Here is a 19,880-nt window from a genome sequence, read left to right as displayed (position 1 = left end):
AGGGCCGTGGGTCAGGTGATTCGGAAGATTCGCAGGACATCATTCGTGTTTGCCAGCAGGATCAGGCCGAGCAGCAGCGCCAGGCCGGCATATTGGCCGGCGATCAGCACGCGTTCGCTGACGGCTCGACCCGAAATCAGTTCGGTAAGGTAATACAGCAGGTGCCCGCCGTCCAAGGCGGGGATCGGCAGCAGGTTCAAGATGCACAGGGTCAGGGACAGGCTGGCCATGAAGAAAAGCAGGCGGGCCGCGCCCTGGCTGGCCTCGGCATTGGCGGCCTGCGCGATGCCGATGGCGCCGCTCAGGTTCTTGGTCGAGGCCTGGCCCGTTACCAGCCGTCCGAGGAAGGACAGGATCGTCTGCGTCTGCCGGTTCGTTTCGCGCAAAGCGGCCTTCATGGCCGCGCCGACCGGGTGGCGGATCAGGACCGCCGTGGGCGCGACGGGCGCAATGCCCAGCCGACGCACGGTCTCGGAGCCTTCACGCTCCAGCTTGGGCGCGATGTTGACCGTGAGCTCACGCCCCTGGCGACGGAAACGCACGGACACGGGTTCGCCGGCGGGAGACAGGCGCTGCAGCGTGGCCGGAATCTGATCGAAATTGCCCACCGGCACGCCGCCCAGCGAAAGAATCTCGTCGCCGGGCTGCAACTTGCCCGTGGCGGCGGCGTCTGCCGTCAGCGAGCCGACGACGGCTGGCGGCACGGGGCGCCCGGACAGGCCCATGGCGCCGAACGGGTTTGTCTGGTCGAAATCCGGCGCCAAACGATCCAGCCGCAGCAGGCGGTTCGCGCGTTCGCCGCTGCTCGTCTGGATATCGAGGCTGATCGCTTCGCGATCGATCGCGGCGATCACCAGGGCGGGCAGGGCATCGTCCCAGCTCACGGTAGTCTCGCCGCCGATCGCCAGGATGCGGTCGCCCTCGCGCAATCCGGCCTCGGCGGCCAGGCCGCTGGTCTTGCCGAGCATCGGCGGGAAACCGGGCACGCCGATGACGAAGGCAGCCCAGAGCAGCGCGACGCAGAGCAGCAGGTTGGCGATCGGACCGGCGGCGATGATGGCGATGCGCTTGAGCGGAGGCTGCTGGTTGAACGCGGAGGCGCGTTCGGCTGGCGCGACTTCGGTTTCGCGGTCGTCGAGCATCTTCACGTAGCCGCCGAGCGGGATCATCGCGACCTGGTATTCGGTACCGTCGCGCGCGGTGCGCGACCACAGCGCGCGACCGAAGCCGACGGAGAATCGCAATACCTTCACGCCGCAGCGGCGCGCGACCCAGTAGTGGCCGAACTCGTGGAAGGTCACGAGCACGCCCAGGGTCACGATGAACCAGAAGAGGCTGCCGAGGAACTCGCTCATTGAATGCCCATCTTGCGCAACAACTCCCCGGCCCGTCGCCGCGCTTCGCGGTCGCTGGCGAGTAGGACACCGAGATCCGCGGCGGGTTCAATGGCCTGTGCGGCCAGGGTCGCCTCGATCAGGTCCGGGATGCCGAGGAAGGGCAGGCGACCTTCGAGGAAGGCGGCCACCGCGACTTCGTTGGCCGCGTTCAGGATGGCTGGCGCGGTACCGCCCGCGCGCAGCGCATCGAAAGCCAGCCCCAGGCCGGGAAAGGCCTGGAGGTCGGGCGGCTCGAAATCGAAGCGCGCCAGCGCGGCCAAGTCCAGCGGCGCCACGCCCGAATCGATGCGTTCGGGCCAGGCCAGGCCATAGGCCAGAGCCGTCCGCATGTCGGGATTGCCGAGTTGCGCGAGCACGGAGCCGTCCACGTAGTCCACCAGCGAATGGATCACGCTCTGCGGATGCACGACCACTTCGATGCGATCGGCCGGCAGTCCGAACAGATGATGCGCCTCGATGACTTCCAGCCCCTTGTTCAGCAAGGTGGCCGAGTCGACCGAAATCTTTCGCCCCATCACCCAGTTCGGATGGGCGCAGGCTTCCTCGGCGGTGACGTTCGCCAGCGAGGCGCGACTGCGGCCGCGGAAGGGGCCGCCCGATGCGGTCAGCAACAGCCGGCGCACGCCTTCTCGCGATCCGTCGCCCGGCATGCACTGGTAGATGGCGTTGTGCTCGCTATCGACCGGCATGATGCGGGCGTTATTGGCGCTGGCGGCGCGCATCAGCACGGCGCCGGCGAGCACGACCGATTCCTTGTTCGCCAGCAACAGGCGTTTGCCAGCCCGCGCTGCGGCCACCGTGGAAGCGACGCCGGCGGCGCCGACGATCGCGGCGATCACCGTGTCGTTGTCGTCGCTGGCGGCGATCTCGTCGAGTGCGCCCGCGCCCGAACGCGCTTCGGTCGGCAGGCCCAGGTCCTTCAGGCCGTCGCGCAGGGACGCGTAGGAGGATTCGTCGGAAACGATGGCGACATCGGGACGGAAGCGATCGCAGATCGCCAGCAACTCGGGCACACGCGAGCGCGCACTGACGGCATGCATGGCGAAGCGATCCGGATGGCGTGCGATGACGTCGAGCGCGGACGAGCCGATCGATCCGGTGGCGCCCAGCAGGGCGATGCGGCGCGGGTTCAGAGGCCCAGCCATACCTTCGCCACCACGAATACCGGCAGTGCCGCGAGCAGGCTATCAAGTCGGTCGAGCAGGCCGCCGTGCCCGGGGATCAGGTTGCTCGAATCCTTGGCGTCCGCATGTCGCTTGAGCAGGCTCTCGAAAAGATCGCCGACGACCGACATCAGCGCCGTCACCAGGGTCAGCACCAGCATCTGCGGCAACAGGTTCCACGTCAGGCCCAGCAGAGGCAGGGCCACGAGCGCGAGCAGCAGGCTGCAGGCGAGCCCGCCGATCAGGCCTTCGCGCGTCTTGCCAGGGCTGATGCGCGGCGCCAGCTTGACGTGACCGAAGCGCACGCCGACGAAATAGGCGCCGGTGTCGGCGGCCCAGGCGATCGCCAGGGCGAACAGGGCCCAGCCGGCGCCATGCGGCGTACCGGCATGCAGCCAGCACAGCGCGGCCCAGGCCGGAATGGCACAGAGGCTGCCGGCCAGCAGTTTGATCGCGCGATTGAGCGGCGTATCGGCCGAAGCGAACTGATAGCTGGCCAGCCAGATCAGGACGAACAGCCACCAGGCGGCACCGATCACGCTGAGCAGCTTGAGCGTGAACAGCCCATGGCCGGCGCCCCAGATCACGGCTGCCATCAGCATGGCATTGCCGGCGAGATAGGCCAGGCGCGATGTCCTGTCCTTCAGACCGGCAAGCTCGGCCCATTCCCACAGGCCCATCATCAGCAGGCTGGCCAGCAGCAAGGCCAGCCAGGACGTCGGCAGCCACAGCACGGCCGCAATGGCGACCGGCGCCATGATCACGGCGGCGACGATGCGCGTGCGACGACTCATGCCCGCGCTCCCTGGCGCACTTGTTCGCCGGTCAGTCCGAAGCGGCGTTCGCGATTGGCGAAGTCGTCCAAGGCCTGGCGCAACACGACTTCATCGAGGTCGGGCCACAGGGTTTCGGTGAACCACAGTTCGCAGTAGGCCAACTGCCAAAGCAGGAAGTTGCTGATGCGCAAGTCGCCGCCGGTGCGGATGAACAGGTCGGGTTCGGGCTGGTCGGCCAGCGACAGGCGGGCGGCGAGCAGGGTTTCGTCGATCTGCGAAGGGGTCAGTCGCCCCGCGGCCACTTCCTCGGCGAGCGCGCGCGCGGCGCGCGCGATGTCCTGCCGCCCGCCGTAGCTCGCGGCGATATTCAGCGTCAGCGCGCGGTTGCCGGCCGTGAGGTTCTCGGCGCGCGCCATCTTCTCGCGGATGATCGCGGCGAATTCGTCGCGCTGGCCGATGAAGACGATGCGCACGCTGCGGCGATGCAACTCGTCGACTTCCGAATCGAGCATGCGCAGGAAGAGTTTCATCAACGCACCGACTTCCTCCGCCGGCCGGTTCCAGTTCTCGCTGGAGAAAGCGAACAGCGTCAGCGCCTGGATGCCTTCGGCAAGGCAGAAATCGAGGCAAACCTGCACGGCGCGCGCGCCGGCGCGGTGGCCGAGCGTGCGCGGCCGGTTGCGACGCTCCGCCCAACGACCGTTGCCGTCCATGATGACGGCGAGGTGGCGCGGCTTGCGTGCGGGCGGATTCATCGGGCGGACGTTCCTGCTCAGACCGCCAGAAGTTCCTGCTCCTTCGCCTTCACCGCATCGTCGATGTCCTTGACGAACTTGTCGGTGAGCTTCTGGATCTCCTCCTCGGCCCGCCGAACTTCGTCTTCCGACACGTGCTTGTCCTTCAGCAGTTCCTTGACGTGCTGGATGGCATCGCGGCGCACGTTGCGCACGGCGACCTTGGCGTTCTCGCCTTCGTGGTGCACATGCTTGCCCAGTTCCTTGCGGCGCTCCTCGGTCAGCGGCGGCAGGTTGATGCGGATGACCTGGCCGGCGGTGTTCGGCGTGAAGCCGAGGTTGGAAGCCAGCAGTGCCTTCTCGACCGCGGCGACCATGGCTTTTTCCCAGGGCGTGATGGTCAGCGAACGGGCATCGGCGACGGCGATCGTCGCGACCTGCGACAGAGGCATGTCGGAACCGTAATAGTTGACCTTGATGTGGTCGACCAGCGCGGTGGTGGCGCGCCCGGTGCGCAACAGGGTCAGCTCGTGGCGCAGCGCATCCACGCTCTTGGTCATGCGGGTCTGGGCGTCTTTCTTGATCTCGGGGATCATGGTCTGGCTCCGCGCTAAGTCTCTGTGTATCCGGATTATAGGTCGCCGCCGTGCACCAGCGTGCCCAGCGGCTCGCCCTGCAGGATGCGCATCAGTGCGCCCGGCTGCAGCATGTTGTAGATGCGCAGCGGGATGCGGTTGTCGCGGCACAGCGCGAACGCGGCGGTGTCCATCACCTGCAGGTTGCGCGCGATGACCTCGTCGTAACCGAGCGTGTCGAAACGCTTCGCCGTGGGGTTCTTCTTCGGGTCGGCGTCGTAGATGCCGTCGACCTTGGTGGCCTTGAGCAGCAGGTCGGCGCCGATCTCGCTGGCGCGCAGCGCCGCGGCCGAGTCGGTGGTGAAAAAGGGATTGCCAGTGCCGGCCGCGAAAACCGCGATGCGGCCTTTTTCCAGGTGGCGGATGGCGCGCCGACGGATGTAGTCCTCGCAGACCTCGTTGATCTTGATCGCGCTCATCACGCGCGCGTAGCCGCCGAGCTTCTCCAGCGCATCGGCCATGGCCAGCGCGTTCATCACGGTCGCCAGCATGCCCATGTGGTCGCCGGTGACCCGGTCCATGCCGCTGGCCGCCAGGCCCGCGCCGCGGAAGATGTTGCCGCCGCCGAGCACGAGGCCGATCTGCGCCCCGGCCTGCTGGGCCTGGATGATTTCGGCCGCCAGCGCCTTGAGTACCACCGGGTCGATCCCGTAGTCCTCGGCGCCCATCAGGGCCTCGCCGGAGAGCTTGAGCAGGACGCGACGGTACTTCAGGGGCTGGTCTGTCATGGGCGATTCCGGCGCGGGGGCAAACAGCGGGAGTTTAGCTGATCGCGGGCCGGGCCCGACAGCGCGGCCGTCTCAGCCGCCGTCCGGTGACGCGGCCGGTTCGAAGATCGCGTACAGCTTGCGCGCGCGTTCGAGCACCTGCCAGGTGCCCGAGAAGCCTGCGGGTACGACGAAACTGTCGCCGGCGCGGACTTCCATCGCGTCGCCTTCCTCGTCGCGGATCAGGATGCGCCCCTCCAGCAGGTGGCAGAACTCGTGCTCGCTGTATCGGACTCGCCAGGTCGCTGGCGCGGCCTCCCAGATGCCGCAATGGAACTGGCGGCCCGGGTCGGAATACAGGTTGGCGACCCCTTGCCGGGGGTCGCCGGCGATGAGCCTGGCGGCATCGACCTCGTAGCGATCGCTGGCGGCGGTGTCGGCGGGAATTCGCAGGATCGGCATGCGGGCCTCGTTCTCGTTCAGGGCTTCGTGGGCGTCACGCATAGGGACGTGCCGCGATGATGGTCCGTTCCCCAGGTCCTGAAACCGGAGGTGTCGAGGTGGATCTTGCCTGCGCGATAAAAGCCGAACCCCCAGGCCAAGGCGGGGCCGCGCTTGCGCCAGGCCTCGCACAGGCGTTGGACCCCTGCCGCGTCGCTCTCGATATCGAGGTCGAGCGCGGCGTTCGCCAGATGGCGGCTCGCCTTGCTTCCGCCTTCGCAGCGATTCAATGCGGGTTGGCGATAGACGGACGCAACTTCGGCCTGGATAAGCAGGCCGGAACGCTTCAGCTCGCGCAACAGTCGCAGCGTTGGAACGATGTTGGGCCAGGACGCGCGCGGCGGAACCGCGAATTCCTCGGCATCGCAGGGACGCCAGTGGCGGCCGGTGCGCAGCAACTGCTCCAGCGGCACGACACCGCCGACGCGCTGTGCATCCAGGAAAGCGGAATAGGCCGCGACATGGTTCGCGTGCGCCTCGCGCCATACTTCGAAACGAGGACGCGAATCGCCGCATGCCAAGCACAGCAGCGGCAGGATCAGGACGAATGAGCGCAGGCGTCTGCGCCGGTGCATCAGCTGCCCGGCAGCAGGAAGGCCGCGACGACGCGCCGGCCTTCGGCGGCGAGCACGTTGAACGTGCGTGCGGCGGCGGCGTTGTCCATGACTTCGATGCCGATGCCCCGGGTCAGGCAGGCGGCCATGACGGCCGGCTCCGGAAACTGCAGGCGAGCGCCACTCCCGAGCAGCACGACCGCTGGCGAGAAAGCCAGAACGGGGTCGAGATCCTCCGGTGACAGCTCTTCGACTCGTCGTGGGCGCCAGTCTTCGATCAACTCGCTGGGCGCGAGGACGAAACTGCGGTCCAACCGGCGTTCGTTCACCAGCACGCCGCCGGCATCCACGCCGCGCAGCAGGTAGCGGAAATCGGTCGGCTCGAGGTTGAGCTGCATCGCGCTCGTCAGCCCTTGGGCAGGATCACCAGCGGTTTTTCCTTGCGACGCCGGTAAAGGATGGCGACATGGCCGATACGGCCGACCAGGGCGGCGCTGGACTGCCCGGCCAGTTCCTCGATCCAGGCGTCGCGCACCTCGCGATCGTCCGCTGCGACTTTCACCTTCAGCAGTTCGTGCTGTTCCAGAGCCACGTCGAGCTCGGCGATGAGGGCGGGCGTGACGCCCTTGGCGCCGACCAGCACCACCGGTTTGAGTTCGTGCGCGAGGCCGCGCAGATAGCGCTTCTGCGGGTTGGAAAGGGCGATGGACATGACGTTCGGGCCGCGGGTGCGAAGGGGCGAAAGGGTATCATGGGCGCATTCACGACCCCGCCCACGCACCCGCATGACCCGCAGCAAGAGCAGCCAGCGCTGGCTCAAGGAGCACTTCGCCGACCCCTTCGTGAAGAAGGCGCAGGCCGAAGGCATGCGTTCGCGCGCGGCCTACAAGCTCGAAGAGCTGATCGAGCGCGACCGCCTGCTGAAACCGGGCATGGTCGTCGTGGACCTGGGCGCCGCGCCGGGCGGCTGGTCGCAGGTGGTCCGGCGCCAGCTGGGCGACAAGGGCCGGGTATTCGCCCTGGATATCCTGGACATGCCGCCGATCGCCGGGGTCGAGTTCGTTCACGGCGATTTCAGAGAGCCCGGGCCATTGTCGCAGTTGGAAGCCCTGCTGGACGGGGCCGCGGTGGACCTTGTGCTTTCCGACATGGCCCCCAATATGAGCGGTGTGGATACCGTGGATCAGGCGCGGGCGATGCATCTGTCCGAACTGGCCCGCGATTTCGCTGACGAACACCTGCGGCCGGGCGGCAACTTCCTGATCAAGCTTTTCATGGGCGAGGGTTTCGACGCTTACATGAAAGACCTGAAGGGGCGCTACGCGAAGGTGATCACCCGCAAGCCGGCGGCCTCGCGCCGTCGATCGAACGAAGTGTACGCGCTGGCTACCGGCAAGCGCTGAGGGAGTAGGAATGAACGACCTGGTCAAGAATCTGCTGGTGACGATCGCCGTGCTGCTAGTGCTGGCGACCGCCTACCAGAGCTTCGCGCCGCAGTTCGCCGCCGAATCGAAGGAAGTCACTTATTCCGACTTCCTCGACGAGGTCTATGCCGACAAGATCAAGCAGGTCGAGTTCGCCGGTTCCGGCAGCGTCAGCGCGACCGTGGTCAAGTTCGAGCGCCAGGACGGCAGCAAGGGCATGTCGATCGGTCCCTACGACCGCGAACTCGTCAACGACCTCGTTCGCCACAAGGTTTCCATCGTCCAGGAAAAGCCCGACACCGCGCCTTCGGTGCTGCAGGTGGTGCTGACCTTCCTGCCCTACGTGCTGATGTTCGGCTTCATCTATTTCATCTACCGGCAGATGCAGCAGGGCGGTTCGCGCGGCGCAATGACCTTCGGGCGTTCGCGCGCCAAGCTGCAGGGCGAGGATCAGGTCAAGGTGACCTTCGCCGACGTCGCCGGTTGCGACGAGGCCAAGGAGGAGGTCGGCGAACTGGTCGAGTTCCTGCGCGACCCCGGCAAGTTCCAGAAACTCGGCGGCAAGATCCCGCGCGGCGTGCTGATGGTCGGCCCGCCGGGTACCGGCAAGACGCTGCTGGCGCGCGCCATCGCCGGCGAGGCCAAGGTGCCGTTCTTCAGCATTTCCGGTTCCGATTTCGTCGAGATGTTCGTCGGCGTCGGCGCATCGCGCGTGCGCGACATGTTCGAACAGGCGAAGAAGCACGCGCCCTGCATCATCTTCATCGACGAAATCGACGCGGTCGGTCGCCATCGCGGTTCCGGCATGGGCGGAGGCCACGACGAGCGCGAGCAGACGCTGAACCAGTTGCTGGTCGAGATGGACGGTTTCGAAGGCGGCGAAGGCGTGATCGTGATCGCCGCGACCAACCGCCCCGACGTGCTCGACAAGGCACTGCTGCGTCCCGGTCGCTTCGATCGCCAGGTCATGGTCGGCTTGCCCGACATCAAGGGCCGCGAGCAGATCCTCAAGGTGCACATGCGCAAGGTGCCGTTGCACGACGACGTGCGCGCCGACGTGCTGGCCCGCGGTACTCCCGGTTTCTCCGGCGCCGATCTGGCCAACCTGGTGAACGAAGCCGCGCTGTTCGCCGCGCGCCGCAACAAGAACCAGGTCGACATGCAGGATTTCGAGGACGCCAAGGACAAGATCTACATGGGTCCCGAGCGCAAGAGCATGGTCATGCGCGAAGAGGAGCGTCGCAACACGGCCTACCACGAGTCGGGCCACGCGGTGGTGGCGATGTCCCTGCCGAAGGCCGACCCGGTGCACAAGGTCACTATCATGCCGCGCGGCTGGGCCCTGGGCCTGACCTGGCAGTTGCCCGAGCACGACCGCCTGAGCAATTACAAGGACAAGATGCTCGAGGAGCTGTCGATCCTGTTCGGCGGACGCATCGCCGAGGAGATCTTCGTCGGCGAAATGTCGACCGGCGCCTCCAACGATTTCGAGCGCGCCACCAAGCTGGCCCGTAGCATGGTCACCAAGTACGGCATGTCCGACTTGCTCGGCACGATGGTTTACGCCGATACCGATGCCGGCTTCGGCGTGCAGAACAAGACGATTTCCGAGGCGACGCAGCAGAAGGTCGACGCCGAGATCCGCCGCATCCTCGATGAGCAGTACGGCGTCGCTCGCCGCATCCTCGAGGACAAGCGCGACGTGGTCGAGGCGATGGCCGGCGCGCTGATGGAGTGGGAAACCATCGACGCCGAACAGGTGAAGGCGATCATGGAGGGCCGCAAGCCTTCGCCGCCGGCCGGCTGGGTGGAGAAGCCCGGCAAGGGCGGCGACAAGGGCGGCAACTCGCCGAGCACGACGCCGGACTTCGGTGGCGCCGCGCCGCAGACCTGACTCCTCGCGCCGACGGCATCGCGCAAGTCACAAAGGACGGCTTCGGCCGTCCTTTCTCTTTGACGCCGTCCTGTCGACGGCCAGGAGAGACCGAGATGAGCGAACAAGCAACCAGCCGCATCTGTCGTGGCAAGACGCCTTGGCTGGCGATCGGCGTGGGCATCGGCACCGCGCTCGGAGTAGCATTCGGCAATACCGCGATGGGTGTCGCGCTGGGCGCGGCGCTCGGTGCCGCATTGCAGGCGCTGTTCCACGCGCGCTGAGCACTGCATCCCATGGATGGCCGAGGAGGATAGCCCATGTTCGATATCACGCCTTCGCTCGACTGCGGTGGCCGTCGCCTGGTGCTCGACCGGCCGCGCATCATGGGCATCGTGAACGTCACGCCGGATTCGTTTTCCGACGGCGGCGCTTTCGCCGATACCGACTCTGCCGTCGCACATGCATTGAAGCTCGCCGAGGAAGGCGCCGACATCCTCGACATCGGCGGCGAATCGACGCGGCCGGGCGCGCGCCAGGTGCCGCTCGACGACGAACTCGCCCGCGTCATCCCGGTGATCGAGAAACTGGCGAAGGCAACGGGCTTGCCGATCTCCGTCGACACCTCGAAGCCGCACGTCATGCGCGCCGCCGTCGCCGCCGGTGCCGGATTCATCAACGACGTGCGCGCGCTGCGCGGCGAAGGCGCGATGGAGGCGGCCGCTGCGCTCGCCGTGCCGGTTTGCCTGATGCACATGCAAGGCGAGCCTGGAAACATGCAGTCCGATCCTTCCTACGACGATGTCGTCGGCGAAGTGCACAGCTTCCTGGCGCAGCGCATCTTCGCTTGCGAGATGGGCGGCATTCCGAAAAAGAACCTGGTCATCGACCCCGGGTTCGGTTTCGGCAAGGCCACGACGCACAACCTGCAGCTGCTGGCGCAGCTGAGGCGTTTCGTCGAGCTTGGCGTGCCGGTGCTGGCCGGTCTGTCGCGCAAGCGCAGCATCGGCGAACTGACGGGCCGGGAAGCGGCGAGCGAGCGCGTGTTTGGTTCCGTCGCTGCGGCGCTGATCGCGGCGCAGAACGGTGCCACGATCCTGCGCGTTCACGATGTCGGCGCTACCATCGACGCGTTGAAGGTCTGGAACGCCGTGGCGGCCGTACCGATGCCGCGGGGGAAACCGAGCGCACCGGCCATCCGATGGCCGGACGACGACTGAGCCTGCGTTGCTCGAGTGGGTATCGGCCGAAACACGGAGCACGCATGAAAGGCGGGATGTCGACGACGATCGCGTTGTTGTTGCTAACCGCCTGCTCTGGCGAACCGGCGCCAACGACGACTTCGACCGCGCTGGACGAATCGACAAAATCTCCCGCATTGGTCAAGGGCGATCCGGTCGAAGGCCTGCGCGTGGCGACGCGCGTCGGTTGTAACGGTTGTCATGGCGAGCACGGCGGCGGCGAGGCGCTCTGGAGCGAACCGGGGGAATTCAGCCTGGTTGCGCCCAATCTCACCGAGAAACGCGAACTCTACGACGATGCCGGATTGGAGCGATTGTTGCGTCATGGGCAGACGCACGACGGCCATGTTCCGTTCGGCATGCCGGTCAAGATGTTCCAGCACCTAAGCGACCGGGAAGTGCGCGATATCGCCGCCTGGCTGCGCTCGCTGCCCGAGGCCGCCAACCCGACGCTGGAAAACAGCTGGTTTTCCGACGACATCGCCAAACAGATCAAGGACGGCACGCATCCCTATTCGGAAGACATGCAGCCCGATCCGGGCAATCTGCCTCCTGGCGAGCCCCCGACGGAAACGCTGGCGCTGGGCCGCCATCTCGCGATGACCAGTTGCGGCGAATGCCATGGCTGGGACCTGAACGGATTCGAAGGCGACGATGCGCCGTCGTTGATCGTCGCCAAGGCCTATTCGGCCGAGAACTTTTCCCGATTGATGCGCACCGGACTCACCGCGAGCGGCAAGGAATCGAAAACGGGTCTGATGAGTGGCGTCGCGCGCTGGCGTTTCAAGCCGATGAGCGATGCCGAGATCGCCGCGCTGAAGGCCTATCTGGATTCGCGCTGACCGACCGACCAGGTGCGGCAGATGTTTCCTGCGTTACGACCGGACGCTGATTTGCCTGTCTTCCAGGCCAAGTTCTTTCAGGATGCCGACGACATCCATCATGTCCGAATACTCGGCCTGCGGGTCGGTCCTGACCTCGATGATGATGTCATTGATCTGGTGCGGTTGTGGCGGCAGGCGAATCGCCTGTCGCAGTTGCGTCGCGGGCATCTCGTGGCCGTTGACCTGCACCAGGCCGGACGCCCCCACTTCGATGCCGACACGTTCGAGGTATTCGCACCGTTCTCCGAAACACAATACGCAACCACGAGATTGGTCGTTTTCGAGCGTCGCAGTACGGCCCGGCATCGCGACCATGATCACGACCATGACGGCCGCCAGCACGCCAACCAGGGGCACGACATTGATCAGGGGCATCACGCCGGTGCGACGGCGGTCGGCTTCTTCGTTGTCGAGGTTCATGCGGAATGGGCCTCCGCCCTGAATCGCAGCACGCGCGGATCGATCACCCGTCGCCACAGCGGCGGGAACAGGGCCAGCACGAACATCGCGGCATAACCGCCCGGTAACTGCGGCGAATCCGCATGATGGCGCAGGATCGAATAACGCCGCTTCGGGAAGGCATGGTGGTCGGAATGACGCTGCAATTGGAACAGCAGCAGGTTCGACAGCGCGTAGTCCGAATTCCAGGAATGCAGGTGCGTCGTACGTTCGTAGCGCCCGTCGGCCAGGCGCTGCCGTTCCAGCCCGTAGTGCTCGATGTAGTTGATGACCTCAAGCGTGCCCGCCGCGATGACGCCCTGGGCGAGGAAGAACAGCAGACCCTTGCCGTCGAGCGCGAAAAAGAACGCGGCCGCCAGCGCCAGCCAGGCCGCCGTCCACCACATCAGTTCGTTGCGCCACGAAAGCGGCGAATGCCCGAGCTTGCGAAGTCGCAGTGCTTCGAGCGACCAGGCATTGAGCGTGTTGCGCCACATCGCGCGCGGCAGGAAATGCCAGACCGACTGACCCAAGCGTGCGCTGGACGCATCCTCCGGCGTCGACACGTGCACGTGATGACCGCGCAGATGCTCCACCTTGAAGCCGTGGTAGCCGACGCTGGACAGCAGCAGGCCGCCGAACAGCGGTTCGAGTCGGCCGTCCTTGTGGATCAGTTCGTGCGCGGTATTGATCGCCAGCACGCCGCCGACCACGCCCTGCGACAGCAGCCAACCGATGTTGCCGAACCAGCCCAGTTCGGCCTGCACGAACCAGGCGCCGGACCAGGCGAGCAGGGCCAACTGCACGGGCAGTGCGAGCAGGGTCAGCGCCCGGAACCAAGGTTGCAGCGCGACTTCGCGCTCGCGTTCGGCCGGCACGTTCGCGGCATCGTGGCCGAGCGAATAGTCGGTCGCCGGCAGCAGCACGAACAGGAAGAACAGCGGCCACCACGTCAGCCATTGTGCGTCGGGCGCGCGCGACAGCAGCCACGCGGCCAGCGGCATCTGCGCCGGCACCGCGAAGACGAGCAGGAAGGCGAGGGCTTTCAGGCGATGCATGGGCCGATCATAGCGCCATGCGGTATGTTGCAGCTCCGCCACAGCCGCCCGTTCCCGTGATCGATTCCCGTCCCCTCGCCATCGCCCTGATGGGCCCGACCGCCTCGGGCAAGACCGCGCTCGCGGTCGAGTGGGCAGAGCGCCTGGGTAGCGAGATCGTCAGCGTCGATTCGGCCCTGGTCTATCGTGGCCTGGACATCGGTGCGGCCAAGCCCGAGCCGGAGTTGCGCGTGCGCGCTCCGCATCGTTTGATCGACATCCGCGACCCGCATGAAACCTATTCGGCCGCCGAATTCGCCGCCGACGCCTTGCGCGAAATGCAGGCGCTCTCCGCCGGCGGCAAGCCGCCCCTGCTCGTCGGCGGCACCGGACTGTATTTCCGCGCCCTGCTGGACGGCCTGTCCGAGATGCCCGAAGCCGATGCCGGCGTTCGTGAACGGCTCCGCGAAGAGGCCGCCGAGCGGGGCTGGGCGGCGCTGCATGCGGAACTGCTTCGCCTGGATCCGATAGCCGGCGCGCGCATCCACGCCACCGATCCGCAACGCATCACGCGCGCGCTGGAAGTCCATCGGCTCAGCGGTCGGCCGATCAGCGACTGGCAGCAGGCGAAGGCGCATCGCTCCTTTCCGTTCCGTGTGCTGAAGCTGGTGCTGGCGCCGGCCGATCGCGCGGTCCTGCACGAACGCATCGAACGAAGGTTCGATGCGATGCTCGCGCAGGGCTTCCTCGACGAAGTGCGACGCTTGCGCGCGGACTCGCGCCTGCACGAAGACCTGCCCGCGATCCGCGCCGTCGGTTATCGCCAGGCTTGGCGACACCTCGACGGCGAAACCGACGCCACGACCTTCCGCGGGCAGGCGATCGCCGCGACCCGCCAGCTCGCCAAGCGCCAATACACCTGGCTGCGCGGCGAGCTCGATGCGCGCTGGTTCGATCCTTTCGGACAGCGCGATGCGCTCGAACAGGCGCTGCGGACCTTCCTCACTCGCCCCTGAGGGCGCGGCCGTGTAAAGTGGCATCGTCGATCATCGGCAGGATCGCGACCAGGAAGGTCGCGACCGGGGCGCATCCCGCGACCCCGGCGCAGGACCGGCTTTCGCCGGGCCCTCGCATCCCAAGCATTCCGGAAGGATGGCTCGATCGACATTGGCGGCCTGGACTATTGGCCGCGCACCGCGCCCGATGGCGCGCATAACTACAACGGAGTCCGTATGTCGAAAGGCCAGTCGCTGCAAGATCCCTTCCTCAATGCCCTGCGTCGCGAGCGTGTGCCGGTTTCGGTCTATCTCGTGAATGGCATCAAATTGCAGGGCACGATCGAGAGCTTCGACCAGTTCGTCGTCCTGCTGCGCAACACGGTCAGTCAGATGGTCTACAAGCACGCCATCTCGACCGTCGTGCCGGCCCGCAACGTTCGCGTTGGACCCGGCGGCGGTCATGTCGCGGCGGCCGACGAAGAGGGCGGCGCCGTTGAAGACTGAGGCGCCTCGCCGCACGTGATCGAACGAACCCGCAAGGGCGAGAACGCGCTGCTGGTGCAGCCGTATCCGCCCGGTCCGCAAGACGCCTCGCTGCTCGAAGAATTCACCGAACTCGCGCGCAGCGCGGGCGCGACCGTGGTCGGTGCCGTGACGGCGCGCGTCGAACGCGGTAGTCCCTCGCACTACATCGGCAGCGGCAAGGTCGAGGAAGTCTTGTCGGCCTGCGATGCGACCGACGCCGACGTCGTCCTGTTCAACCACGCCCTGAGTCCTGTGCAGGAGCGCAATCTCGAGAAGGCCCTCGGGCGTCGGGTCGTCGATCGTACCGGCCTGATCCTCGACATCTTCGCCCAGCGCGCCGCCTCGCATGAAGGCAAGCTGCAGGTCGAACTCGCGCAGCTCAAGCATCTGTCGGCGCGCCTGGTGCGCGGCAGCGCGGCGGGGCTGGACAGCCAGCGCGGCGGTTCGATCGGCCTGCGCGGCCCTGGCGAAACGCGGCTCGAAACCGATCGACGCCTGCTGCAGAAGCGCCGCGAAACGCTGGAGGCGCGCCTCGAGAAGGTCGAAGCCCAGCGCAGCCAGATGCGACGCGCGCGCGTGCGCAACGCCATTCCGCGCGTGGCCCTGGTCGGTTACACCAATGCCGGCAAGTCGACGCTGTTCAATGCGCTCACTGGTGCCGGCGTTTACGCCGCCGACAAGCTTTTCGCCACGCTCGACCCGACCGTGCGTCGCATGCAGGGGGCGGGCAGTACGGTCGTGCTCTCCGATACCGTCGGTTTCGTCCGCGACCTGCCGCATGAGCTGGTCGCTGCGTTCCGTTCCACGCTGTCGGAAGCGCGCGATGCGGACCTGCTGCTTCACGTCGTCGACGCCTCCGACGAGCATCGCGACGAGCGCATGCATCAGGTCGACGAGGTCCTGCGCGACATCGGCGCCGGCGAGGTGCCGCAGTTGCTCATCTTCAACAAGATCGACCGGCTCGAGGACGGCAGTGCGAGGCACGACGTCCCGGCTCAGGGGCCGGAACGCCTCTGGCTATCGGCCAGGACCGGCGAAGGGTTGGAACGGCTGCGCGATTCCCTGCTGACCCGGTTCGCCGACCGGCGCCTTCAGGCCGAGCTGAGGCTGGGGGCGGGCGAGGGTAGGCTGCGCGCGCGATTGCACGATCTGGACGCCGTGCGCGAGGAGGCTGCGGACGAGGCAGGCTGGCGCTTGAGCGTCGATCTTCCCCTGGCCGTGGCCGAGCGCCTGGCCCTGGAAGCGGGCGGACATGCGCTGGCCCCCTTGCTTGTGGCCCCCACAGCCCCTACCTACAATTCCGACGATTGACTGAAACGGCCGCCCACGCGGTCCGCATGGAGCAAGCATGGCCTGGAACCAGCCTGGAAAGGGCGGCCAAGACCCCTGGCGCGGCAAGAACAGCCCCAATCCGGTGGATGCCTTCTTCGCGCGTCTGCGCGAGATGTTCGGCGGCGCGGGCGGCGGAGCCGGCCCGATCGCCTGGCTGCTGCCCCTGCTCGGGTTGCTGGTCGTGATGAGCAGCTTCAAGCTGATCGACGAACAGGAGCGCGGCGTCGTGCTGCGCCTCGGCGCCTACAGCCGCACGATGACGCCCGGCGCGAATTTCAAATGGCCCTGGCCGATCGAAACGGTCACCGTGGTCCCGACCACGCGCATCCAGCAGGTCGACGATCAGGTGCGGGTGCTGACGCAGGACGAGAACATCGTCGACATCAAGTTCACCGTGCAGTACCAGGTCGCGAATCCGCGCGATTTCCTCTATGCCTTCCGCGACGACCTGATCGCCGACGGCAAGCGCGAACAGGGCCGCGAGACCCTGCGCAACGCCGCCGAGAGCGCCGTGCGCGAAGCCATCGGCAACCACACGCTGGACACCGTGCTGCTCGATCGCGAGAAGCCGCAGACCGCCGCCAGCGAACATCTGCAGGACACGCTCGATTCCTACCACACCGGTTTACTGGTGACCGCGTTGAACCTGACCGACGCCCGCCCGCCCACCGAGGTCAAGGAGGCTTTCGACGAAGCCAACCGGGCGGCGCAGGACAAGGAAAACACCATCAACATCGCCAAGGCCTATTCGAGCAAGGTATTGCCGGAAGCGCGCGGCGTCGCGGCGCGCATCACCGCCGAGGCCGCCGGCTACCGCTCCGCCACCATCGCCAAGGCCGAGGGCGACGCGCAGCGATTCCGCCAGCTCGCCGACCAGTACCGCAAGGCGCCGGAAGTCACGCGCAAGCGCCTGTTCCTGGAAACCATGCAGGAAGTGATGGCCAAGAACCCGAAAGTGGTCGCTGGCCGGGGCAACATCCTCTACCTGCCGCTCAACAGCGGCGCGGGCGCGCCGCCGCCGGCGAATGCCGCGCCGCTGACGCAATTGCCGGAGGTGCGGGCCCTGCCGGAGCAGCCCCGTCGCCTGAACGACGAACGACCGCCTCGCGAGTCGCGTGAAGGAGGCCGCTGAGATGCACAATCCCGTTTCCTATCTGATCGCCGGCGTCGTCCTGCTGCTGGCCTTGCTCAGTTCCGTCTATACCGTCAGCGAAGGCCAGACGGCCATCGTGCTGAATCTCGGCAAGATCGTGCGCAGCGACCTCAAGCCCGGCCTTCACTTCAAATGGCCGGTGGTGGAGGAAGTGCGCAAGTTCGACCAGCGCATCCTGTCGTTGGACGACGCGCCGGATCGTTACCTGACGACCGAAAAGAAGGACGTCGAAGTCGACTTCTTCGTCAAGTGGCGCATCAAGAACGTCACCACCTTCTACCGCAACGCTGGTGGCGGCGACGAGGATGCGGCCAAGGCGCGCCTGCGCCCCCTGGTGCGAAAAGCGCTGCGTGGCGAGATCAACCGACGCTCCTTGCAGGCCGTCGTGTCGAGCGGGCGCAGCGACCTGACCGGCAGCCTGCTGAAGGCGATCAACGCCGAGGCGGCCACGCTGGGCATCGTCGTGCTCGACGTGCGCATCAAGCGCATCAACCTGCCGCAGGACAGCACCGTGCTGGAGAACGTCTTCCAGCGCATGCGCACCGATCGCGAGAAGGTCGCCAACCAGCTGCGCGCCGAAGGCGTGCAGGCCTCGGACGGCATCAAGGCCGACGCCGACCGCCAGCGCCAGGTGATCCTGGCCGACGCCGAACGCGATGCGCAGAAAGTGCGCGGTGAAGGCGATGGCCGCGCCGCTGAAATCGGCGCCGCGGCCTACGGGCAGGACGCCGAGTTCTACGCTTTCTACCGCAGCCTGGAGGCCTATCGGGCCAGCATGGGCGATGGGCGGACGACCCTCGTGCTGGATCCCGAGTCCGAATTCCTGCGTTACTTCGGCAAGGACGGCCGCTGATCCGGGATGCCTTCGGACCTGCTCGCCGCGCTCTGCCTGGTGCTGCTGATCGAAGGCCTGTTGTTGTTCGCCGCGCCGGAGGCCTGGAAGCGCGCGGTCGAGCAGTTGGCCGCGCAGCCGGCCGTCCGGCTGCGCACCTACGGCGGCTTCATGGTCATCGCCGGACTGGCTTCCCTGTACCTGGTCCGCGGCGGCTGACCGGCCCCCACGCGGCGCGTTCCCGCGTATAATTTCGAAAAGCCGGGGCGACCTCGGCTTTTTCTGCGTCTGGGGTTCGGGTTTTCGCCGGATCGCCGGACCGTCGCCCACGAAATCACCGCCCCTCGGGGCAACGAATTCTTTTGCGGAGACAGGGTCATGGGTCAGTCGGTCGTAGTGTTGGGCGCGCAGTGGGGCGATGAAGGCAAAGGCAAGATCGTCGACCTGCTGACCGAGGAAATCGGCGCCGTCGTGCGTTTCCAGGGCGGCCATAACGCCGGCCACACGCTCGTCATCGGCGGCAAGAAGACCGTGCTGCACCTGATCCCGTCCGGCATCCTGCGCGAAGGTGCGCTCTGCCTGATCGGCAACGGCGTCGTGCTGTCGCCGGCCGCGCTGCAGAAGGAAATCGCCGAACTCGAAGGCAATGGCGTCGAAGTGCGTTCGCGCCTGAAGATCAGCCCGGCCACGCCGCTGATCATGCCGTACCACATCGCCCTCGATCAGGCGCGCGAAAAGGCCGCCGGCGGCAAGGCCATCGGCACCACCGGTCGCGGCATCGGCCCGGCCTACGAAGACAAGGTCGCGCGTCGCGGCATCCGCGTCGCCGACCTGAAGTATCCGGCCGAGCTCGCCGAGAAGCTGCGCACGGCGCTCGACTACCACAACTTCGTGCTGACCAAGTACCTTGGCGTCGACGCGGTGGATTTCCAGAAGACGCTGGACGAGGCTGTCGCTTTCGGCGAATACGTCGAGCCGATGAAGGCCGACGTCGCCGGCATCCTCCACGACCTGCGCAAGCAGGGCAAGAAAGTCATGTTCGAAGGCGCGCAGGGTTCGCTGCTCGACATCGACCACGGCACCTATCCCTACGTCACCTCGTCGAACACGACGGTCGGCGGCGCGCTCGCCGGTACCGGCGTCGGCGCCGATTCGATCGACTACGTGCTCGGCATCGCCAAGGCCTACGCGACGCGCGTCGGCGGCGGCCCGTTCCCGACCGAACTCGACGACGAGATCGGCCAGGGCATCCGCGATCGCGGCGCCGAATACGGCGCGACCACCGGCCGCCCGCGCCGCTGCGGCTGGATCGATCTGGTCGCGCTCAAGCGCGCCGTCGCCATCAACGGCATCAACGGCCTGTGCATCACCAAGCTCGACATCCTCGACGGCATGCCGTCGCTGAAGATGTGCATCGCCTACAAATACCACGGCAAGCAGAGCGAATACGCGCCGCTCGATGCGCAGGGCTGGGACGAATGCGAGCCGGTCTATCTCGAATTCCCGGGCTGGAACGAAAGCACCGCCGGCGTCACCGAGTGGGACAAGCTGCCGCCCGCCGCGCGTGCCTATCTGCGTGCGCTGGAAGAATTGTCGGGTTGCCCGCTGGCCATCGTCTCCACCGGCCCCGACCGCAACGCGACGATCGTGCTGCGCGATCCGTTCGCCTGATCATG

Annotated in this window: 24 protein-coding genes; 12 read left to right on the top strand and 12 right to left on the bottom strand. The window is 66.8% G+C overall.

The features are described 5' to 3' along the window. Positions 1-11: 11 nt before the first annotated feature. From rseP to yhbY, 10 genes are all read right to left on the bottom strand, one after another. Complete coding sequence (gene rseP / locus QM707_RS07810; RefSeq protein WP_415001287.1) at positions 12-1,355, bottom strand: RIP metalloprotease RseP; 1,344 nt, start codon at positions 1,353-1,355, stop codon at positions 12-14. After that, positions 1,352-2,542, bottom strand: coding sequence for a 1-deoxy-D-xylulose-5-phosphate reductoisomerase (locus tag QM707_RS07805; RefSeq protein ID WP_415001286.1), 1,191 nt, complete (start codon positions 2,540-2,542; stop codon positions 1,352-1,354). Before QM707_RS07805 ends, rseP begins: the two co-directional genes overlap by 4 nt. Continuing rightward, positions 2,527-3,354: a phosphatidate cytidylyltransferase gene (locus tag QM707_RS07800; RefSeq protein ID WP_415001285.1), complete on the bottom strand. Its 828-nt coding sequence runs from the start codon at positions 3,352-3,354 to the stop codon at positions 2,527-2,529. Before QM707_RS07800 ends, QM707_RS07805 begins: the two co-directional genes overlap by 16 nt. Then, positions 3,351-4,091, bottom strand: coding sequence for a polyprenyl diphosphate synthase (gene uppS / locus QM707_RS07795; RefSeq protein WP_415001284.1), 741 nt, complete (start codon positions 4,089-4,091; stop codon positions 3,351-3,353). The genes QM707_RS07800 and uppS overlap by 4 nt, the downstream gene beginning before the upstream one ends. Before the next feature lie 17 nt (positions 4,092-4,108). Next, positions 4,109-4,666 (bottom strand): ribosome recycling factor, encoded by a 558-nt coding sequence (gene frr, locus QM707_RS07790; RefSeq protein WP_415001283.1) that lies wholly within the window; start codon positions 4,664-4,666, stop codon positions 4,109-4,111. Positions 4,667-4,701: 35 nt separating this feature from the next. Continuing rightward, a complete protein-coding gene (gene pyrH, locus QM707_RS07785) occupies positions 4,702-5,433 on the bottom strand; it encodes a UMP kinase (protein ID WP_415001282.1) in 732 nt (243 codons plus the stop codon). A gap of 72 nt (positions 5,434-5,505) precedes the next feature. Beyond that, on the bottom strand, positions 5,506-5,916 hold the full coding sequence (locus tag QM707_RS07780) for a cupin domain-containing protein (protein ID WP_415001281.1): 411 nt from the start codon (positions 5,914-5,916) through the stop codon (positions 5,506-5,508). Beyond that, positions 5,892-6,488 carry a D-Ala-D-Ala carboxypeptidase family metallohydrolase gene (locus QM707_RS07775; protein ID WP_415001280.1) on the bottom strand — a complete coding sequence of 199 codons (597 nt, stop codon included), beginning with the start codon at positions 6,486-6,488 and terminating at the stop codon, positions 5,892-5,894. Before QM707_RS07775 ends, QM707_RS07780 begins: the two co-directional genes overlap by 25 nt. Continuing rightward, positions 6,488-6,865: an Mth938-like domain-containing protein gene (locus tag QM707_RS07770; protein WP_415001279.1), complete on the bottom strand. Its 378-nt coding sequence runs from the start codon at positions 6,863-6,865 to the stop codon at positions 6,488-6,490. The genes QM707_RS07775 and QM707_RS07770 overlap by 1 nt, the downstream gene beginning before the upstream one ends. A gap of 8 nt (positions 6,866-6,873) precedes the next feature. Next, positions 6,874-7,179: a ribosome assembly RNA-binding protein YhbY gene (gene yhbY, locus QM707_RS07765; RefSeq protein WP_415001278.1), complete on the bottom strand. Its 306-nt coding sequence runs from the start codon at positions 7,177-7,179 to the stop codon at positions 6,874-6,876. Between the two features lie 73 nt (positions 7,180-7,252). Here yhbY and rlmE point away from each other — a divergent pair, with 73 nt between their 5' ends. From rlmE to QM707_RS07740, 5 genes are all read left to right on the top strand, one after another. Then, on the top strand, positions 7,253-7,870 hold the full coding sequence (gene rlmE, locus QM707_RS07760; protein ID WP_415001826.1) for a 23S rRNA (uridine(2552)-2'-O)-methyltransferase RlmE: 618 nt from the start codon (positions 7,253-7,255) through the stop codon (positions 7,868-7,870). 10 nt (positions 7,871-7,880) lie between these two features. Continuing rightward, a complete protein-coding gene (ftsH, locus tag QM707_RS07755; protein WP_415001277.1) occupies positions 7,881-9,785 on the top strand; it encodes an ATP-dependent zinc metalloprotease FtsH in 1,905 nt (634 codons plus the stop codon). Positions 9,786-9,880: 95 nt separating this feature from the next. Then, complete coding sequence (locus QM707_RS07750) at positions 9,881-10,048, top strand: hypothetical protein (protein WP_415001276.1); 168 nt, start codon at positions 9,881-9,883, stop codon at positions 10,046-10,048. A 36-nt stretch (positions 10,049-10,084) separates the two neighbouring features. Then, positions 10,085-10,984 (top strand): dihydropteroate synthase, encoded by a 900-nt coding sequence (gene folP, locus QM707_RS07745; RefSeq protein WP_415001275.1) that lies wholly within the window; start codon positions 10,085-10,087, stop codon positions 10,982-10,984. A 44-nt stretch (positions 10,985-11,028) separates the two neighbouring features. Then, a complete protein-coding gene (locus QM707_RS07740) occupies positions 11,029-11,847 on the top strand; it encodes a cytochrome c (protein WP_415001274.1) in 819 nt (272 codons plus the stop codon). Positions 11,848-11,880: 33 nt separating this feature from the next. On the opposite strand, the gene QM707_RS07735 is transcribed toward QM707_RS07740, so the two are convergent. Both QM707_RS07735 and QM707_RS07730 read right to left on the bottom strand, forming a co-directional pair. Then, complete coding sequence (locus QM707_RS07735; protein ID WP_415001273.1) at positions 11,881-12,309, bottom strand: ExbD/TolR family protein; 429 nt, start codon at positions 12,307-12,309, stop codon at positions 11,881-11,883. Beyond that, positions 12,306-13,385 (bottom strand): alkane 1-monooxygenase, encoded by a 1,080-nt coding sequence (locus tag QM707_RS07730; protein ID WP_415001272.1) that lies wholly within the window; start codon positions 13,383-13,385, stop codon positions 12,306-12,308. The genes QM707_RS07735 and QM707_RS07730 overlap by 4 nt, the downstream gene beginning before the upstream one ends. 17 nt (positions 13,386-13,402) lie before the next feature. Here QM707_RS07730 and miaA point away from each other — a divergent pair, with 17 nt between their 5' ends. The 7 genes from miaA (at position 13,403) to QM707_RS07695 (ending at position 19,875) form a co-directional block, all read left to right on the top strand. Further along, entirely contained in the window at positions 13,403-14,380 is a 978-nt protein-coding gene (miaA, locus tag QM707_RS07725) for a tRNA (adenosine(37)-N6)-dimethylallyltransferase MiaA (RefSeq protein ID WP_415001271.1), read from the top strand. 216 nt (positions 14,381-14,596) lie between these two features. Next, positions 14,597-14,866 (top strand): RNA chaperone Hfq, encoded by a 270-nt coding sequence (gene hfq / locus QM707_RS07720; protein ID WP_415001270.1) that lies wholly within the window; start codon positions 14,597-14,599, stop codon positions 14,864-14,866. 15 nt (positions 14,867-14,881) lie between these two features. After that, positions 14,882-16,198: a ribosome rescue GTPase HflX gene (gene hflX / locus QM707_RS07715; protein WP_415001269.1), complete on the top strand. Its 1,317-nt coding sequence runs from the start codon at positions 14,882-14,884 to the stop codon at positions 16,196-16,198. Positions 16,199-16,235: 37 nt separating this feature from the next. Continuing rightward, a complete protein-coding gene (hflK, locus tag QM707_RS07710; protein ID WP_415001268.1) occupies positions 16,236-17,351 on the top strand; it encodes an FtsH protease activity modulator HflK in 1,116 nt (371 codons plus the stop codon). Position 17,352: 1 nt separating this feature from the next. Next, on the top strand, positions 17,353-18,225 hold the full coding sequence (hflC, locus tag QM707_RS07705; protein ID WP_415001267.1) for a protease modulator HflC: 873 nt from the start codon (positions 17,353-17,355) through the stop codon (positions 18,223-18,225). Positions 18,226-18,231: 6 nt separating this feature from the next. Continuing rightward, entirely contained in the window at positions 18,232-18,423 is a 192-nt protein-coding gene (locus QM707_RS07700; protein WP_415001266.1) for a DUF2065 family protein, read from the top strand. A 159-nt stretch (positions 18,424-18,582) separates the two neighbouring features. Continuing rightward, positions 18,583-19,875, top strand: a complete 1,293-nt coding sequence (locus QM707_RS07695) for an adenylosuccinate synthase (RefSeq protein WP_415001265.1) — start codon at positions 18,583-18,585, stop codon at positions 19,873-19,875. Positions 19,876-19,880 lie beyond the last annotated feature (5 nt).

Origin of the sequence: Arenimonas sp., assembly GCF_047602345.1 — a bacterium.
In the GTDB taxonomy this organism is placed as follows: Bacteria; Pseudomonadota; Gammaproteobacteria; order Xanthomonadales; family Xanthomonadaceae; genus Arenimonas.
Note: the sequence above shows the minus strand (reverse complement) of the source record. Positions and strands in the feature narration are given on the sequence as shown.